The 17,520-nt window shown below is 71.7% G+C and carries 15 protein-coding genes; 6 read left to right on the top strand and 9 right to left on the bottom strand.

Going from position 1 to position 17,520, the window contains the following annotated elements; all coding sequences use genetic code 11:
* Positions 1-212 precede the first annotated feature (212 nt).
* From ACFYW9_RS24880 to ACFYW9_RS24910, 7 genes are all read right to left on the bottom strand, one after another.
* Positions 213-1,412 carry a TerD family protein gene (locus ACFYW9_RS24880; protein WP_389154648.1) on the bottom strand — a complete coding sequence of 400 codons (1,200 nt, stop codon included), beginning with the start codon at positions 1,410-1,412 and terminating at the stop codon, positions 213-215.
* 388 nt (positions 1,413-1,800) lie between these two features.
* On the bottom strand, positions 1,801-2,811 hold the full coding sequence (locus tag ACFYW9_RS24885) for a zinc-dependent alcohol dehydrogenase family protein (RefSeq protein ID WP_389154337.1): 1,011 nt from the start codon (positions 2,809-2,811) through the stop codon (positions 1,801-1,803).
* Positions 2,808-3,659, bottom strand: a complete 852-nt coding sequence (locus tag ACFYW9_RS24890) for a carbohydrate ABC transporter permease (RefSeq protein ID WP_389154340.1) — start codon at positions 3,657-3,659, stop codon at positions 2,808-2,810. The genes ACFYW9_RS24885 and ACFYW9_RS24890 overlap by 4 nt, the downstream gene beginning before the upstream one ends.
* Positions 3,659-4,594 carry a carbohydrate ABC transporter permease gene (locus ACFYW9_RS24895; protein ID WP_389154343.1) on the bottom strand — a complete coding sequence of 312 codons (936 nt, stop codon included), beginning with the start codon at positions 4,592-4,594 and terminating at the stop codon, positions 3,659-3,661. Before ACFYW9_RS24895 ends, ACFYW9_RS24890 begins: the two co-directional genes overlap by 1 nt.
* The gene (locus tag ACFYW9_RS24900; protein ID WP_389154346.1) at positions 4,591-5,961 is read right to left on the bottom strand and encodes an ABC transporter substrate-binding protein; all 1,371 of its coding nucleotides are present in this window, start codon (positions 5,959-5,961) and stop codon (positions 4,591-4,593) included. The genes ACFYW9_RS24895 and ACFYW9_RS24900 overlap by 4 nt, the downstream gene beginning before the upstream one ends.
* A gap of 109 nt (positions 5,962-6,070) precedes the next feature.
* Positions 6,071-6,841 carry a DeoR/GlpR family DNA-binding transcription regulator gene (locus tag ACFYW9_RS24905; RefSeq protein WP_389154349.1) on the bottom strand — a complete coding sequence of 257 codons (771 nt, stop codon included), beginning with the start codon at positions 6,839-6,841 and terminating at the stop codon, positions 6,071-6,073.
* 333 nt (positions 6,842-7,174) lie between these two features.
* Entirely contained in the window at positions 7,175-7,984 is an 810-nt protein-coding gene (locus tag ACFYW9_RS24910; RefSeq protein ID WP_389154353.1) for an NAD-dependent epimerase/dehydratase family protein, read from the bottom strand.
* 285 nt (positions 7,985-8,269) lie between these two features.
* Between ACFYW9_RS24910 and ACFYW9_RS24915 the strand changes: the two genes are divergently transcribed.
* Positions 8,270-9,211, top strand: coding sequence for a 5-dehydro-4-deoxyglucarate dehydratase (locus ACFYW9_RS24915; RefSeq protein WP_389154356.1), 942 nt, complete (start codon positions 8,270-8,272; stop codon positions 9,209-9,211).
* On the top strand, positions 9,208-10,389 hold the full coding sequence (locus tag ACFYW9_RS24920; RefSeq protein ID WP_389154359.1) for a hypothetical protein: 1,182 nt from the start codon (positions 9,208-9,210) through the stop codon (positions 10,387-10,389). The genes ACFYW9_RS24915 and ACFYW9_RS24920 overlap by 4 nt, the downstream gene beginning before the upstream one ends.
* 101 nt (positions 10,390-10,490) lie before the next feature.
* Here the strand turns inward: ACFYW9_RS24920 and ACFYW9_RS24925 are convergent, their stop codons facing one another.
* A complete protein-coding gene (locus ACFYW9_RS24925) occupies positions 10,491-11,165 on the bottom strand; it encodes a DUF4097 family beta strand repeat-containing protein (protein ID WP_351874488.1) in 675 nt (224 codons plus the stop codon).
* Positions 11,166-11,445: 280 nt separating this feature from the next.
* Complete coding sequence (locus ACFYW9_RS24930; RefSeq protein ID WP_389154363.1) at positions 11,446-12,621, bottom strand: serine hydrolase domain-containing protein; 1,176 nt, start codon at positions 12,619-12,621, stop codon at positions 11,446-11,448.
* A 581-nt stretch (positions 12,622-13,202) separates the two neighbouring features.
* Here ACFYW9_RS24930 and ACFYW9_RS24935 point away from each other — a divergent pair.
* The 4 genes from ACFYW9_RS24935 (at position 13,203) to araD (ending at position 17,513) form a co-directional block, all read left to right on the top strand.
* Complete coding sequence (locus ACFYW9_RS24935; RefSeq protein ID WP_389154366.1) at positions 13,203-13,790, top strand: TIGR03086 family metal-binding protein; 588 nt, start codon at positions 13,203-13,205, stop codon at positions 13,788-13,790.
* Positions 13,791-14,233: 443 nt separating this feature from the next.
* Complete coding sequence (locus ACFYW9_RS24940; protein ID WP_351874479.1) at positions 14,234-14,890, top strand: GntR family transcriptional regulator; 657 nt, start codon at positions 14,234-14,236, stop codon at positions 14,888-14,890.
* The gene (locus tag ACFYW9_RS24945; RefSeq protein WP_389154371.1) at positions 14,887-15,795 is read left to right on the top strand and encodes a dihydrodipicolinate synthase family protein; all 909 of its coding nucleotides are present in this window, start codon (positions 14,887-14,889) and stop codon (positions 15,793-15,795) included. The genes ACFYW9_RS24940 and ACFYW9_RS24945 overlap by 4 nt, the downstream gene beginning before the upstream one ends.
* Positions 15,783-17,513 (top strand): L-arabinonate dehydratase, encoded by a 1,731-nt coding sequence (gene araD / locus ACFYW9_RS24950; RefSeq protein WP_389154374.1) that lies wholly within the window; start codon positions 15,783-15,785, stop codon positions 17,511-17,513. Before ACFYW9_RS24945 ends, araD begins: the two co-directional genes overlap by 13 nt.
* Positions 17,514-17,520 lie beyond the last annotated feature (7 nt).

Below are 17,520 nucleotides of genomic sequence, written 5' to 3' on the forward strand. Positions count from 1 at the left end.
GCGGCGGTCTCAGGCGACGGGCATCGATGTACCGGCACGGCCCCTCCCGCGCGTCGCCGGGTGCGGGTGATTCGTGGTGGCGGCGGTCTCAGGCGACGGGCATCGATGTACCGGCACGGCCCCTCCCGCGCGTTCCCGGCTGCGGGTGCGTCGTGGCCGGGCTGTGGGTTCGGGTGGCTTCCGGCCCGGCTTCGGGTGGTGCGGCCCGGGTGTCAGAGGGACTCTGCTGCCGGCTTCACCATGCCGCGGACCGTGCGGGACTTGACGAAGTTGCCCATGGCCGTCATGTCCCACTCGCCGGAGAACTGCTTGATCAGCTTGGCCATCATGACGCCCGTCTGGGCCTCGGCGTTGGTGAGGTCGAAGCGGACGAGCTCCTCGCCGCTGGCGGCGTCGATGAGGCGGCAGTAGGCCTTGGCCACCTCGGTGAACTTCTGGCCGGAGAAGGAGTTGACCGTGAAGACCAGGCCGGTGACCTCTTGGGGGAGACGGCCGAGGTCGACGGTGATCACCTCGTCGTCCCCGCCGCCCTCGCCCGTGAGGTTGTCGCCGGAGTGCTTGATCGCGCCGTTCACGATCGAGAGCTTGCCGAAGTAGCAGCTGTCGATGTGGTTGCGCTGCGGGCCGTACGCGATGACCGAGGCGTCCAGGTCGATGTCCTTGCCGCGGAAGGCGGGCTCCCAGCCGAGGCCCATCTGGACCTTGGAGAGGAGCGGGGCGCCGCCCTTGACCAGGGACACCGTCTGGTTCTTCTGGAGGCTGACCCGGCCCTTGTCGAGGTTGATCTTGCCGGTGGCCGGAGGCGCGGGGGGCATGGGCGGGACCGGGGGAGCGGCCGAGGGCCGGGGAGCGGCGAGGCGGGGGTCCGCGGCCGGGGCCGGCGGCTGCGCCGCGGGGGCGGGCTGCGCGGCCGGGGCGGGTTCCTCCACGCTCACGCCGAAGTCGGTGGCGATGCCCGCCAGGCCGTTCGCGTAGCCCTGGCCGACCGCGCGGGCCTTCCAGGCGCCGTTGCGGAGGTAGACCTCGACGATCACGAGGGCCGTCTCGGTGCCCAGCTGGGGAGGGGTGAAGGTGGCCAGGACCGTGTTGTCGTCCGCGTTGCGGATCGTCGCGGTGGGTTCGATGCCCTGGAACGACTGGCCCGCGGCGTCGGGGCTCGCGGTGACGACGATCTTCTCGATGCCCGGGGGGACCGCGGTGGTGTCGACCGTGATCGCGTCCGGCGCCGTGCCGCCGCCGGAGCGGTAGGTCACGCCGGGGCCGGTGGGCTGGTTGTAGAAGATGAAGTCCTCGTCGGAGCGCACCTTGCCGTCGGCGGTGAGCAGCAGGCTCGACACGTCGAGCCGCACCGGGGCGGTGACGTCCACCGTCACGCGGGAGACGGGGAGAGGGATGTTCGAGCCGGGGGTCATAGCTGTCATGCCTGGGGTAACGAGCGGAGGCGCTTTACCGTTCCCTTACCCAAGGAGTGAGTTGCGGGGCCATGTCCTCCTTCGCCCCCCCGGCACTCGGGCTCGCTCCTGGTGGGCGTGTGAGGGAAGTCCTCGGAGGTCTGGGTGGAGCCCCGGTCGCGGACGACGCCCGTGCGGTACCGCATCACTCCTTCGGTGAGACGGTCGAGCGCAGAGATGGATCTGCTGTCCCTCTGATGGGTGACGCGGGGCTTTGTCGGTCCTGGTCGCATGGCGGCGGGGGAAGGGATGCCTCGGCCCGAACGGTCAGCGGTGTCCGCGCGGGCTCCGCGCGTCGGAAGCGGAGTGGTCGGAGGGCTCCGGCCACGTGATGTCCCAGGGCGCTGCTTCACCACTTCCCGGGGCACTGCTCAGGCACGACGACGATCTTGCGTCCCACGCCCGACGCGAACCGTTCCAGTGCCTCGGGGTAGCTCGTCAGGGGAAGGCGGTCGCTGATGAGGACCGACGGGTCCAGGACGCCCGCGGCGAAGAGTTCCGCGGCGCGTTCGAAGCTGTGCAGGACGGCCATCGAGCCGGTGATGGTGATCTCCTGGTTGTAGACGCGGTACGGGTCGATGGTGACCCGGGTGGCGTAGTCGGCCACGCCGAACTGGAGGAAGGTGCCCGCCTTCGCCACCCGGTCCAGGCCGTCCTGGATCGCCGCCGCGTTTCCGGTCGCGTCGACGACCACGTCCCAGCCCTGGGGGCGGTCCAGCTCGTCGGCGTTCGACGCGGACGCGGAGACGCCGAGCAGCCGGGCGGTGGCCAGCCGGTCGGGGTTCACGTCGACGACGTCCACGCTCGCCGCGCCGGTGCGCTTGGCGAGCTCCAGCATCATCAGGCCCATCGTTCCGGAGCCGTAGACCAGGACGTGGGCGCCGAGCCGGGACCGCAGGACGTCGTAGCCGCGGACGGCGCAGGAGAGCGGTTCGATCAGGGCCGCGTCCTGGGTGGCGACGTGCTCGGGGAGCTTCACGCAGTTGGCGACGGGGGCGGTCGCGTACTGGGCGGCGCCGCCCGCGGTGGTCACGCCGATCGCGGCCCACCGCTCGCAGAGGTTGTTGTGGCCCGTACGGCAGTAACGGCACTCGTGGCAGTACAGGGACGGGTCGACGGCCACCCGGTCGCCGACCGCGAGCTCCGTGACCCGGGTGCCGACGCCGACCACCTCGCCCGCGAACTCGTGGCCCGGCACGATCGGCAGCTTCGGCGCGAACTCGCCCTGGAGGATGTGCAGATCGGTGCCGCACAGGCCGCAGGCGGCGACCTCGACCACGACCTCGCGGGGGCCCGGCGCCGGGTCCGGGACCTCGGCGACGACGGCGCGGCCCACGGACTCGATGACTGCGGCCTTCATTTCACGGCTCCCAGCGACAGGCCCTGGACCAGCTTGTCCTGGGCGGCGAACCCCGCGGCGAGCACCGGCAGGGAGACGACGAGCGACGCGGCGCACACCTTCGCCAGGAACAGTCCCTGGCTGGTGATGAATCCGGTCAGGAAGACGGGGGCGGTCTCGGCGACCACACCCGTGAGCACCCGGGCGAAGAGCAGTTCGTTCCAGCTGAAGATGAAGCAGATCAGGGCGGTCGCCGCGATGCCGGGGAGGGCTATGGGGGCGACGACGCGGGTCAGGACCGTCGGCAGCCGGGCGCCGTCGATCTGCGCGGCCTCGATCACCGCGACCGGCACCTCGGCGAGGAACGACTGCATCATCCACACCGCGATCGGCAGGTTCATCGAGGTGTAGAGGACGACCAGCAGCCAGATGTTGTCGAGCAGGCCGGCGTTCCTGGCGAAGAGGTAGACCGGCAGGAGGCCCGCCACGACCGGCAGCATCTTCGTCGACAGGAAGAAGAACAGGACGTCCGTCCACTTCTTCACCGGGCGGACCGAGAGCGCGTACGCCGCCGGGAGGGCCAGCAGCAGGACGAGGAGGGTGGAAGCCACCGACGCCACGGTGGAGTTGATCAGCGCGGGCCAGGGGCTCGCGCCGCCGCCGGTGCCGAAGAACTCCCGGTAGCCGTCGAGGGTCAGGGCCGCGCCGAAGGCGGGCGGGTTCTTCGCCGCGTCCGGTTCGGAGTGGAAGGACGTCAGGGCCATCCAGGCGATCGGCAGGAAGAACACGACGCCGAGTGCCCAGGCCGCCAGGCCCGGACCGGCGCCCCTGGTGCGGCGGGGACGTGCGGGTGTCGCGGTGGCGCTCATCAGCGGGATCCCTCCTCGCGGAACAGGGACGACACCACGCGCAGGGCGAAGGTCGCGATGACGATGGAGCCGATGACCACCAGGACGCCCGCGGCGGAGGCGAGGCCGTTCTCGTGGGCCTGGTAGAAGCTCTGGTACACGGTGTAGGGCAGGTTGGCGGTGCCCAGGCCCCCGGAGGTGAGCGTGAAGACCGCGTCGAAGTTCTGGACGATGTGGATCGAGCCCAGCAGGGCGCCCAGTTCGAGGTAGCGGCGCAGGTGGGGGAGGGTGAGGTGACGGAAGACCTGCCAGTCGTTCGCGCCGTCCACGCGCGCCGCCTCGATCTGCTGCTGGTCGCGGCTCTGCAGGCCGGCGAGCAGGATCAGCATCATGAACGGTGTCCACTGCCAGACCAGGGACGCCTCGACCGCGAGCAGCGGGGTGTCCGAGATCCAGTCGGGCTGCGGGCCGCCGGCGTAGTGCAACAGGCCGTTCAGCAGGCCGTATTCGGGGTTGAAGAGCACGTGTTTCCACAGCAGGGCGGCGGCGACCGGGACCACCAGGAACGGTGCGATCAGCAGGGTGCGGACGATGCCGCGCCCCCGGAACCTGCGGTCGAGGAGCAGGGCCAGGACCAGCCCCAGGACGAGGCCGACCAGGACGACGGTGACGGTCAGCAGGATCGTCGTCCCGACGGAGTGCCGCAGGTCGGCGTCGGTCAGCACGTCCGTGTAGTTGCCGAAGCCGGTGAAGCGGCGGGCCTTCGGGTAGAGGGCGTTCCAGTCGAAGAACGAGATCACCAGCGTGGCCACGAAGGGCAGTTGGGTCACCGCGATCATGAAGATCAGGGCCGGGAGCAGCGGTCCGCGCCGGGCCCAGGCGCGCAGCCGGGCCGACGGTCGTCCGTGGGTGCGTACGGGTGGGGCGGCCACGCGGGCCGTTGTCGTGGCGGTCATCGGCCCTGGTACTCCTTGGAGATCTTCTCGGCGAGTTTCTGGGACTTGTCCAGCGCCGAGCCGACGGACTGGCGTCCGGCGATGGCCGCGCTGATCTCCTGCGAGACCTTGGTGCCGAGGTCGGTGAACTCGGGGATGCCGACGAACTGGATGCCGGGCGCGGGGCGCGGCTGGACGCCGGGGTCACGAGGGCGGGCGCCCTCGATGGCCGCGCGGGTCATGTCCTGGAAGGCCGCGGCCTCTTCGACGTAGGCGGCGTTCGTGTACGTCGAGGCGCGCTTGCCCGCGGGGACGTTCGACCAGCCGGCGGTGTCCCCGACCAGCTGCTCGTATCCCTTGCCGGAGGCCCAGGAGATGAACTTCCAGGCCTTGTCCGGGTTGTGCGAGGCCTTCTGGAGTCCCCAGGCCCAGGTGTAGAGCCAGCCGGACGACCCGGTCTTCTCGACGGGGGCCGGGGCGTAGCCGAGCTTGCCCCTGACCGGGGAGTCCTTGGCCTCCAGCAGTCCCGCGGCGGAGGTGGCGTCGTACCACATGGCGGTCTTGCCCTGGGTCATGTTGTTGAGGCACTCGGCGAAGCCGGACTGGGCGGCGCCGGACTCGCCGTGCTCGCGTACGAGGTTCACGTAGAACCTGGTGGCCTTCTCGAACTCGGGGGAGTCCAGGCGCGCTTTCCAGTCCTTGTCGAACCAGGTGCCGCCGAAGGTGTTGACCACGGTGGTGAGCGGGGCCATGACCTCGCCCCAGCCGGGCAGTCCGCGCAGGCAGATGCCCTTCATGCCGGACTCGGCGCCGTCCGCCTTCGCCGCGAGGGCGGCGACCTGCTGCCAGGTGGGGTGCGCGGGCATCCTCAAGCCCTTCGCGGCGAACACGTCCTTGCGGTACATCAGGAACGACGACTCGCCGTAGAACGGCTGTCCGTAGAGCTTTCCGTCGGCGGCGGTCAGCGACTGCCGCATGGGTTTCAGGATGTCCCGCTCGTCGTACGCGCTGTCCTCGCGCACGTACGAGTCCATCTCGTGCAGCCAGCCGTTGCGGGCGTAGATCGGTATCTCGTAGTTGGACAGCGTGGCGACGTCGTACTGGCCCGCCTGGTTGGCGAAGTCCTGGCTGATCTTGTCGCGGACGTCGTTCTCCGGCAGGACGGTGAAGTTCACCTCGATGCCGGTCTCCCGGGTGAAGTGGGCCCTGGTGAGCTTCTGCAGCTCGACCATCTGCGGGTTGTTGACCATCAGGACGTTGACGGAGTTCCCGCCGGAGCCCGTCCCGCCCGCTCCGGTCCAGCAGCCGGAGAGGAGCGGGGTGAGCAGCGTCCCTGCGGCGGCCGCGGCGAGCAGCGCGCGCGGCCTCCGTCGGCTCGGGGTTCGCATGGATCACTCCTGGAGGAATGGGGAGACAGGGGGCGGCGCGGGGCATGGGGGTGCCCCGGAGGGGTGAGTCGGGTGTTCACACGGGGTGGCTGGGGGAGTGGGCCGGGAGTCAGACGCGGATGACCTGGGGGCCCAGCAGCGAGTAGCGGTGCGCCTCGGAGGCGGGGAGCAGGGTGCTCGTGACGATCGTCTCCAGGGCGCCGATGCCGGCGAACCGGCAGAAGCTGACCGCGCCGAACTTGGTGTGCACGCCGGCGAAGACCGTGCGCCGCGAAGCCCTGATCGCCTGTGCCTTGACCTCGCTGACCGCCGGGTCGGGGGTGGTGAGGCCGTGTTCGCGGGAGATGCCGTTGGCGCCGATGAACGCCAGGTCGATGACGAAGCCGGCGAGCATCTTCGTCGTCCAGTGGTCGACGGTCGCGAGGGTGCCGGGGCGGACCCGGCCGCCGAGCAGCAGGACGCTCGTGCTGTCGGCCTCGGCGAGCGCCCCGGCCGTGGCGAGGGACGCGGTCACGACCGTCAACGGCCGGTCCCTGGGCAGTGCTTCGGCGATGAGCTGCGGGGTGAACCCCTCGTCGACGAAGACGGTCTCGGCGTCCCGGGCCAGCTCGGCCGCCGCCGCGGCGATCCGGCGCTTCTCGGGCACATGGCTCGTCGTGCGGAAGGCGAGCGTCGTCTCGAAACCCGCGCTCTCCACGGGGTAGGCGCCACCGTGGGTGCGGCGCACCAGCCCGTGGTCCTCCAGGGTGCGCAGATCCCGCCGTACGGTCTCCTTGGCGACGCCCAGTTCGCCGGCGAGTTCGGTGACGTCGACCGAGCCGGTGCGGCGCGCGGCCCGGACGATCTCGCGCTGCCGTTCTTCCGCCGTCATGGCCGTCATCGCCGTCACCCGCTTCCTCGCGCTCCGTCGCGCACTGCCCGTTCGGACCCGGTGGGTCCTTGAGGGAAGTTCTACAGCGGGTGTCCGCCACTGAACAGGCCTGTTACGGGCCCGATGCTGCCCGGCTGTGCCCGTTCGGCGCCGTGGCCGCCCGCGGCGGACCTGGGGCGGAGCGGGTGGGGAAGGAGAATCGGGCAGGGGCCGTGCCCGGACACGGGAGCGGGCGGGCCCGTTCGGTGCCCGCCCGCCCCTGCCCCGGGGGCTTCCGCCGTCCGCCCGCCCCCTGTGCCGGGCGGCTCCGTTGTCCGCCCGGCACACACCGCCTGGGCCGCGTCAGTACGGCCAGATCGGCGGGTGTGTCGTGAAGTGCCCGCCCAGGTGGGCGTGGTCCGGGTTGTCGGGGTCGAGCTCCCCCTGTTCGGCGATGAGCTTCTCGGCGTACGGCTCGGAGTCGTCGCGCGGTTCGTAGCCGAGGGCCCGTGCCGTCGAAAGGTCCCACCACAGGCGGGTGTTGGCGGACGAGCCGTAGACGACCGTGTGTCCCACGTCCTTCGCGGTCAGGGCCGCGTGGAAGAGGCGGGCGCCGTCCTCGGGGCTCATCCACACCGAGAGCATGCGCACACTGGACGGCTCCGCGAAGCAGGATCCGATGCGCACCGAGACGGTCTCCAGGCCGTGCTTGTCCCAGTAGAACTGGGCCAGGTCCTCGCCGAACGACTTGGAGAGCCCGTAGAAGGTGTCGGGGCGGCGCGGGGTGCCGACCGGGATCAGGGGGTCGTCGCCCTGCGGGCGGGGGGTGAAGCCCACCGCGTGGTTGGAGGAGGCGGAGACGACACGGCGTACGCCCTCCTCACGCGCCGCCTCGTACAGGTTGTAGGTCCCCTCGATGTTCGCCTTGAGGATCTTGTCGAAGGAGGCTTCCAGGGAGATGCCCGCGAGGTGGATGACCGCGTCGACGCCCCGCACCGCCTCGCGCAGCGCCGCCCGGTCGGCCAGGTCCGCCGTGATCGCCTCCGGTTCGCCCTCGACCGGGAGCATGTCGAGCAGGCGCAGTTCGTAGCCGTACTCCGGCAGCAGCCCCCGCATCAGGGTGCCGAGTCCGCCGGCGGCGCCGGTGAGCAGAACGGTGCGGGGAGCGGGCATGAGGGATCTCCTCCGTGCGGGACGGTGTGCCGGGGCCGGGTGCCGGGACGGTCGGCGGGGGCTCTACTCGTCAGCCGTATGCGTGTATGGCATTCATATCCATGGACACGCTAAGAGGGGTGACGTGCCGCGTCAAGTGTCGCGCGGAGGGGTGAAATCCGCCTTCGTCTTGCGGGTTTGCGTGCTTGACCGGCCCCGAGGTGGCGGCTTAGCGTGGGCGAGTTCAGAGATATGGACGTGGATCAGAAACATGCACTCGGTGGGCACCTTTTTTAGGGAGAGTCCGTGACGTCAGCCCCTCTTGCCGCTCGGCTGAGCATCCCCAGCGGGCCGCTCTTCTTCCCCGTCACCGCGTACGGCCCCGACGGCGCCGTCGATCCCGGCGTCTACCGGGAGCATGTGCGGCGTGGCGTCGAGGCCGGCGCGGCGGCGGTCTTCGCGTGCTGCGGCACCGGCGAGTTCCACGCGCTCGTGCCCGAGGAGTTCGAGACGTGCGTACGGGCCGCGGTGGAGGCGACCGGGGGGCGCGTCCCGGTGATCGCGGGCGCCGGGTACGGGACCGCCCTCGCCGTGCGCTACGCGCGCCTCGCGGAGGCCGCCGGGGCCGACGGACTGCTCGCCATGCCGCCGTATCTCGTGAAGGCCGGGCAGGAAGGGCTGCTCCGGCACTACCGGGAGATCGCCGCCGCCACCTCCCTGGACGTCATCGTCTACCAGCGCGACAACGCCGTCTTCACCCCCGCGAGCGTGGTCGAACTCGCCCGCACCGAGGGGATCATCGGTTTCAAGGACGGGCTCGGCGACCTGGACCTGATGCAGCGCATCGTCAGTGCCGTGCGGAGCGGGACACCGGGTGACTTCCTCTACTTCAACGGCCTGCCCACGGCCGAACTGACCGGGCTCGCCTACCGGGGACTGGGCATCACGCTCTACTCCTCGGCGGTCTTCTGCTTCGCCCCCGAGATCGCGCTGGCCTTCCACCGGGCCCTGAACGCCGGGGACGACACGACGGTGAACCGGCTGCTGGACGGCTTCTACCTGCCCTTCGTCGACCTGCGGGCGCGGGGACGCGGCTACGCGGTCGCCCTCGTCAAGGCGGGGGTCCGGCTGCGCGGACTGGACGTCGGCGAGGTCCGGCCCCCGCTGCACGAACCGGCCGAGGACCATGTCAAGCAGCTCGCGCAGCTCATCGACCGCGGGTACGCGCTCATCGAGGAGGACATGTGAGGACGTCCGCGTTCCTGTATCCCTGGGACGTCAACGGGGACCCGGAAGCCGCCGCCAGAACGGCCGCTCTCGGCGTCCGCCAGGTGACCCTCGCCTCCGCCTACCACTCCACGCGTGCGCTGACGCCCCGCCATCCCCGGCACCGGATCGTCACGGCCTCGCACGCCGCCGTGCTCCACCCGGTGGACGAGGCACGATGGCGAGGCCGGGCCCTTCGCCCGTACCCGGCCGGCGACTGGGCGCCCGGTGACGCGTACGGGGAGGCCGCCGCAGCGCTCGCCGGGGCGGGGCTCGACGTCCACACCTGGGTCGTGCTCGCGCACAACTCCCGTATGGGGGAGGAACATCCGGCCACCTCGGTCGTCAACGCCTATGGGGACCGCTATCCCTGGGCCCCCTGCGTCGCCCAGCCCGCCACCCGCGCCTACCTGGCCGGCCTCGCGGCGGAGGCGGCGGTCCGGCCCGGTGCGGCGGGCACGGAGCTGGAGTCGCTCGGCTGGTACGGGCTCGCCCATCTGCACGCCCACGACAAGACCGGCGGGGTGCCGCTCGGGGACGCCGGGCAGTATCTGATGTCCCTCTGCTTCTGCGCCGCGTGCGCGGACGGGTACGGCCGACAGGGCCTGGACGCCGAGGAGCTGGCGTCCTTCGTGCGCGGGGCGCTGGAGCCGGTGTGGCGGGGGGAGCCGTCCGGCGGGGGCTGGGCCGGAGTGGAGAAGCTGCTCGGGGCGGGGACGGCGGCGGCCACCCGTGTGTGGCGCGACCAGGTGGCCCGCTCGCTCCAGGAGGAGACGGTCGCGGCGGTCCGTTCCGCCGCGCCGGCCGGGTTCCAGGTGCTGCTGCACGCCGACCCCGTCTCCTTCCACTGCGGGGCCAACGCCGGGGTGGACCCCGGGCACATCCTGTCCGTGGCCGACGGCGTGGTCGTGCCGTGCACCGGGGGAGCGGGACTGCTGACGCCGTTCGCGGAGGCGGTGCGGGCGGGCGCGCGGGGAAGGGTCCTGGCCGCCAACTTCACCGTGGTGTCCGGGATGGGGGGCCGGCCGGACGGCTTGGCGGCCGACGCGGCCCGCGCGGCCGAGCTCGGCGCGACGGAACTGCGCCTCTATCACGCGGGGTTGGCCTCGGACGCCGATCTGGAGGCGGTGCGGGAGGCGCTGGCGGGGCTGGACGACTAGAGGGGTCTCGTTCTCCGCGCTCTCGTGGGGGCCGCACCCACTCCGCCCCCTGCGCCCCGGACGGGGTGAAGGGGGCGGGGAGGGCGGAGCGGGCCGTGACCTCAGTCCGTCACCGTGCGGGCGGTGATGTCGCCGTGGGCGGTGGTCGCGTGGATGGTCAGGCCGGGAGTCGCGTCGGCGTTCTTGAGCGTGTTGCTGACCCGGCCGAAGGTGGTGCCGGCGTCCAGGGCCGCGGAGACGCCGGGAGCGGCGCCGACGGTGATGTTCCCCTTCTGGGTGCTCAGCGTGAGCGTTCCGCGGGCGGCCTCGGTGATCTTCAGGTCGCCCTTCTGGGTGCTGATCTCGGCGGGGCCGTTCAGGCGGCCGACGGTGATGTCGGCGTCGAGGCCGGTCAGGCGGACGCTGTCGGCCTCGTCGAGCTCGACCGAGCGGTGACCGCCCTCGAAGGTGACCTCGCCGAGGCGTCCCACGCCGCGGAACTCGGCGGCGGCCGCCTTCGCCTCGACGCGGGAGCCGGCCGGAAGCTGCACGGTCACCTCGACGGACCCGGAAGAGCCGATGCTCCGGTTCCTCGCCTCGGGGATCTCGACGCGCAGGACGCCGTCGGCGTAGGAGACCTCGGTCTGTTCCGCCGCCTTCACGTCGCGGCCCTTGGAGGCGTCCGCAGGCCGGACCTCGACCGTGGTGTCGGCGCGGTCGGCGGCGATGAACCGGATGCGTCCCGCGGGGATGTCGAGGACGGCCGAGACGGGGGCGGGGGTGTCGAACTTCTGCATGATGCTCTCCATGGTCTGCTTCGAGTGCGTTCCCTGTGTTTCTGACATTGGAAACGCTACGTTGCATTCGAGGATCGGGCAACATGCTTGTTGCGCAATGCTGTTGTTACTGCAGGTAGATGCCGAGATTTCATTGCAATGATTCTGATTTCAATGCAACGCCTCTCGTTCCGCGTATTGCAATGGGATGAAGGTGAACGCTCCGTGGGCGGCGTCCGGCGTCCGGCGTTCGGCGTTCGGTGGGCGCCCGGCGCGGTCCGGGCGCCCACGGGGGACTCCGTCAGTCCTTCAGCAGCGCACAGACGAAACTCTCCTCGACCGCGCGCAGCCGCTCCAGCAGCTCGGGCTTGTTCGTCTTGTTCACCTGGGTGGTGAGCGAGAAGGTCAGTGACCGCCGCCCGTCCGGTGTGGCGGCGATCAACTGGGTGTAGCCGGGGAAGTTGCCGGTGTGGCCGAGGACCACTCCGCAGCGGGTGGAGTAACGGAAGATCGCCGCTCCCGCCTTGTTCGCACCGGGGCCCGCGGGCTCCGAGGCCCCGTCGATCCATCGGCGCTGCTCGCGCAGGGTGGCCTTGGAGATCAGGGCCCCGCCCGCGTACCCGCGGATGAAGCGGGTCAGGTCCGCCGGGGTGGAGATGATCCCGCCCGACGCCCACACGCCCGACGCGCTGAGCGCCTCGCTGACGTCCTCGGGGGGATTCGGCGGCGTGACGTCGTAACCGTGCATGTACGGCTCGGGCATCTCGTAGCCCTGGGGGAGGCTCGTGTCGCGCAGGCCGAGCGGCCGGTAGACGAGGTCCCGCAGCAACTGCTCGTAGGGCCGGCCCGTGACCGCCTCGGCCATCAGCGCGACCGCGATGTTGTCCGAGTTCGAGTACTGGTACTTCGAGCCCGGCCGGAACAGCAGCGGTTCGTCGGCCACGTAGTCGAGCAGCCGGCGCGAGTCGAAGTGGTGGCGCGGATCGGCGGTGAGGATCTCGAGGAACTCGGGGGACCGCGTGTAGTCGGGCAGCCCGCTGGTGTGGTTCAGGAGCTGGCGCAGCGTCACGGAGCGCCACTGCCGGGGCAGTGACGGGAGCCGGCGGCCGATGGTGTCGTCGAGGGACAGCGCGCGCCGGTCCACCAGGCGCAGTGCCACGGCGCCGCTGAAGGCCTTCGCCGTACTCGCGATCCGCGTGTGGTCGTCCGCCCGGATCGGACGTCCGCTGTCGAGGTCGGCGACTCCGGCGCGCACGATGCGGGACTCGCCCTCGCGGCGCAGGACGGCGATGACACCGGGCGGGCCGCCGGGGCTGTGCACCAGCTCTTCGAGCTGCTTCCGCAGAGCGCGGTCGTGGTCACGGTCCGCGGAGCCGGAACCGGCGTCGGCCGGTCCGGACACGGCACCGGTCAGACAGGCGGCGGCCAGCAGGACGCCGAGGGACGGACGCGGCCGGAGGCGGCGAGGCAGAGGCATGGGTTCTCCCGAGTCGGGGCCGGGCGCGCCCCCTCCCGGGTCGGGCGGGGGCCGGGGCACGCCCAGCTTCGGTCCAGGGTGATCGGCTCGCCTGCGCCGCTGCTGCATACGGAGGAGCGGGCGGCCCGGTGTTGGGCCGTCCGGCCGGCCGGTACGGGACCTCGGGCCGGGGGCGACGACTCCGGTGCGGGAACCCCGGTCCGGGGTCGATGGCTCCGGTACGGGAATCCCCGGCCGGGGGGCGACGGCTCCCGCACCGGAATCCCCGTCCAGGGGCCGATGAGTCCGGTGCGGGAACCCGGCCGGGGGTCGACGGCTCCGGTGCGGGAATCCCCGGCCGGGGTACCGATGACTTTCCGGTGCGGGCGGGGTCTACCCCACGGGGACGGCCCTACGGGCTTGCCCGGGGCTCTCCGCTCACAGGAGTGCCCCGAGGCGCCGGTCCCGCGGGCCCTCGCGGGAGTGCACCGACGGGCTCGGCCGCGGGCCCCACGGGAGTGCCCCGCGGGCTCGCCCACGGTGTCCCCGCATCGGATACGACAACGGATACGGCAATGGATACGCGTTCTGAGGAGAATCGGATGACCGGCCAGACCTTCGACTTCGGCCCGCAGGCCCTCGTCGTGGCGCGCCTCGCGGCGGGTGTCACGGACGCACAGCTCGACGGGGTGACCCCCTGTCCGAAGTACGCGGTGCGCAACCTGCTCGGGCATCTGACCGGACTGGCCGTCGCCTTCCGCGACGCCGGGCGCAAGGACCTGGGTCCGACGACCGACACCAGCCCGACCGCAGCCGTGCCCGACATCGAACCGGGCTGGCGTGAGGCCCTGCCGAAGGCGCTCGACGAACTCGCCGACGCCTGGCGGGATCCGGCCGCCTGGACCGGCACGACCCGGGCGGGCGGGGTGACGCTCCCGGCCGAGGTCGCGGCGGCCGTCGCCGCCGACGAACTGGTGGTGCACGGCTGGGACCTCGCGCGGGCCACCGGCCAGGAGTACGCACCCGACACCACCGCCCTTCAGGTGGCGCGGCAGTTCCTCGCCGGCGTGGCCGGCGACCCGACCCGCGTCGGAGGCATCTTCGGCCCCGTCGTCCCGGTACCCGACGACGCCCCGCTCCTCGACCGCGTGATCGGCCTCAGCGGCCGTGACCCGGGCTGGAAGCCGTAACGGAGGGGCCATCGAAGCAAGCAGTCGTCGGCCGTCACCACTTCACGGAAGCACACGGTCCGTGAGGCCCGGATGCGGCCCGAAGCCCCGCGCCCCCGTGGGGCACCATCCACTCCTCCCCGCTGAAACACCGCCCTCCTGACGCGTCACGGGCCGCCCGCCGAGCGGGCGGCCCGTACGTGTGCTCCCGGATGCCATCGCGAGAGCGAACATCCGACGGGCCTCGACCCGGGGGAGGAAGTCCGGGCCTTCCGGCGCCCGCGCCGCACATGTCTCCTGAACTTCCTCTGCCGGAAGCGTTGACGAAACACGGTCACGCTCCTACCTTCAACGCGTCGTACTTCGTACGTCATATATGAGACGCGATATGCGAGACCGGGGACCGGCGTCCGCGACCGGTGCCCGGCTCCCGTGATCCGAGACGTGAGACCAGAGAGGCGCGCATGACCTCTGTGCCCACCCCGATCCCGTCCCGCACGCAGTTCGTGCTGGAGGGGATCAAACACCGCATCCTCACCGGGCAGTTGACACCGGGGCAGGCCCTGGTCGAGACCGACCTCGCCGCGCAGTTCGGGGTGTCGAAGACCCCGGTGCGCGAGGCGCTCAAGACCCTGGCCGGCACCGGACTCGTCGTGATGAACCAGTACAAGGGCGTCACGGTGCGCATGGTGGACGCGGACATGGCGCGCGAGGTGTACGACGTGCGGCTGCTCCTCGAACCCGAGGCTCTGCGCCGGGTGGTGCGCCGGGGAGCCTCCCTCGACGCCGCCCGCGACGCGCTCACCCGTGCCGACGCCGCCGCCGACACCGCCGAACGCTCCCTGGCCAACCGGGAGTTCCACCGGGCCCTGTACACGCCCTGCGGGAATCCGCTGCTCGGCCGGATGCTCGACGAGGTGCGCGACCAGGCGGCCCTCGTCTCGGCGGTCGCCTGGGCGTCCGATCCCTCCTGGGAACGGGAGGCGAACGAGCACCGGGAGATCCTGCGTCTCGCCCTCGACGGTGACGCCGACGGCGCGGCCGTGGCACTGCACGCGCACATCGCCTCGTTCGTGCGACGGGCCTTCCCGCAGGGCCAGGAAGAGGGCGGACAGGAATGACAGCGACGTTCGAGACCCAACGGGCCGCACTCGCCGAGGTCGTGGCGATCCCGGTGACGCCTTTCGCCGAGGACGGCACGATCGACCGTGACACCCACCGGGCCCTGCTGCGCCGGCTGATCGACGGCGGCGTCCGCACCCTCACCCCCAACGGCAACACCGGCGAGTTCTACGCCCTCACCCCCGAAGAGCGCCGCACCATAACCGAGTTGACCGTCGAGGAGGCCGGTGACCGCGCGGTCGTCCTCGTCGGCGTCGGGCACGACCTGCCCACCGCCGTCGCCTCCGCACGGCACGCCCGTGCCCTCGGCGCACCGATGGTGATGGTCCATCAGCCCGTGCACCCGTACGTCTCGGAGGGCGGCTGGGTCGACTACCACCGGGCGATCGCCGAGTCCGTGCCGGAGCTGGGCGTCGTGCCGTACATCCGCAATCCGCTGCTCGCGGGTTCGCGGCTGGCCGAACTCGCGGACGCCTGCCCGAACGTCATCGGCGTGAAGTACGCCGTCCCCGACGCGGCGCGCTTCGCGTCCTTCGCGCGGGACGCCGGTCTCGAACGGTTCGTGTGGGTGGCCGGACTCGCCGAGCCGTACGCCCCCTCGTACTTCTCGGCCGGCGCCACCGGGTTCACCTCGGGCCTGGTGAACGTGGCCCCGGCCGTCTCGCTGAACATGATCGAGGCGCTCCGGTCCGGCGACTACCCGGCCGCGATGAAGGTCTGGGAGCGGATCCGGCGCTTCGAGGAACTGCGCGCCGCCGACGCCTCCGCGAACAACGTCACCGTCGTCAAGGAAGCCCTGTCCTCGCTCGGCCTGTGCCGCCGTGACGTGCGCCCGCCGAGCAGACCGCTGCCCGCGAGCGAGCGTTCCGAGGTCGCCGCCATAGCCGCCGGATGGTCCCTGTGAAACGGCCCGAGGAGCTCAGAAGCCATCAGTGGTACGGCACCGACGGGCTCCGCTCGTTCAGCCACCGGGCCAGGACCCGGCAGCTCGGCTACCTCCCCGAGGAACACCTGGGCAAGCCGGTCGTCGCGATCCTCAACACCTGGTCCGACATCAACCCGTGCCATGTGCACCTGCGCGACCGCGCGCAGGCCGTCAAGCGGGGCGTGTGGCAGGCCGGCGGATTCCCGCTCGAATTCCCGGTGTCCACGCTGAGCGAGACGTTCCAGAAGCCGACCCCGATGCTCTACCGCAACCTCCTCGCGATGGAGACCGAGGAACTGCTGCGGTCGTATCCGGTGGACGGGGCCGTGCTGATGGGCGGCTGCGACAAGACCACGCCCGCGCTGCTCATGGGCGCCGCCTCGGTCGACCTGCCGACCGTCTTCGTGCCCGCCGGGCCGATGCTCCCGGGCCACTGGCGCGACGAGGTCCTCGGGTCCGGCACCGACATGTGGAAGTACTGGGACGACAGGCGCGCGGGCCTCATCGGGGACTGCGAGATGACCGAGCTGGAGAGCGGGCTCGCCCGGTCGCCGGGGCACTGCATGACGATGGGCACCGCGTCCACGCTGACAGCGGCCGCGGAGGCGCTCGGCGTCACCGTTCCCGGCGCGTCGAGCATCCCCGCCGTCGACTCGGGACACGACCGGATGGCGGCCGCGGCCGGGCTCAGGATCGTCGAACTCGTCCACAAGGACCGCGTGTTGTCCGACATCCTCACGGCCGAGGCCTTCGAGGACGCGGTGACGACCGTCCTCGGCCTCGGCGGCTCCACCAACGCCGTGATCCACCTGATCGCCATGGCCGGACGGGCCGGGGTCACCCTGACCCTGGACGACTTCGACCGGATCGCCCGGACCGTGCCCGTCCTCGCCGACGTGCGGCCCGGCGGACAGAAGTACCTCATGGAGGACTTCCACTTCGCCGGCGGCCTGCCCGGGTTCCTCTCCCGGATCACCGACCTGCTGCACCTGGACCGGCCCACGGTGTCCCACGACAGCATGCGCGAGCAGCTGGCGACCGCCCGGGTGCACAACGACGACGTCATCCGCCCCCGGGAGAACCCGGTCGCGGCCGAGGGCGGGGTGGCCGTCCTGCGCGGCAACCTCTGCCCCGACGGCGCCGTCATCAAGCACATCTCCGCCGAGCCGCACCTGCTCAGGCACACCGGTCCCGCGGTCGTCTTCGACGACTACCGCACCATGCAGCGGACCATCGACGATCCGTCGCTCGGCATCACCGCGGACAGCGTCCTCGTGCTGCGGGGCTCCGGCCCCAAGGGCGGTCCGGGCATGCCCGAGTACGGGATGCTGCCCATCCCCGACCACCTGCTGAAACAGGGCGTCCGGGACATGGTGCGGATCTCCGACGCCCGGATGAGCGGCACGAGTTACGGCGCGTGCGTGCTGCACGTGGCGCCCGAGTCGTACGTCGGCGGCCCGCTCGCCCTCGTACGGAGCGGGGACCCGATCACCCTCGACGTCGAGGCACGGTCACTCCGGCTCCACGTGGACGACGCGGAGCTGGAGCGCAGGCGGGCCGAGTGGACCCCGCCGCCCGTCCGGTACGAGCGAGGCTACGGCGCGCTCTACAACGACCAGATCACCCAGGCCGACACCGGCTGCGACTTCGCGTTCCTGGCCCGCCCGGGCAAGGTGCCGGACCCGTACGCGGGCTGAGGCCCCA

The organism is Streptomyces sp. NPDC002698 (assembly GCF_042888945.1).
Classification (GTDB): domain Bacteria; phylum Actinomycetota; class Actinomycetes; order Streptomycetales; family Streptomycetaceae; genus Streptomyces.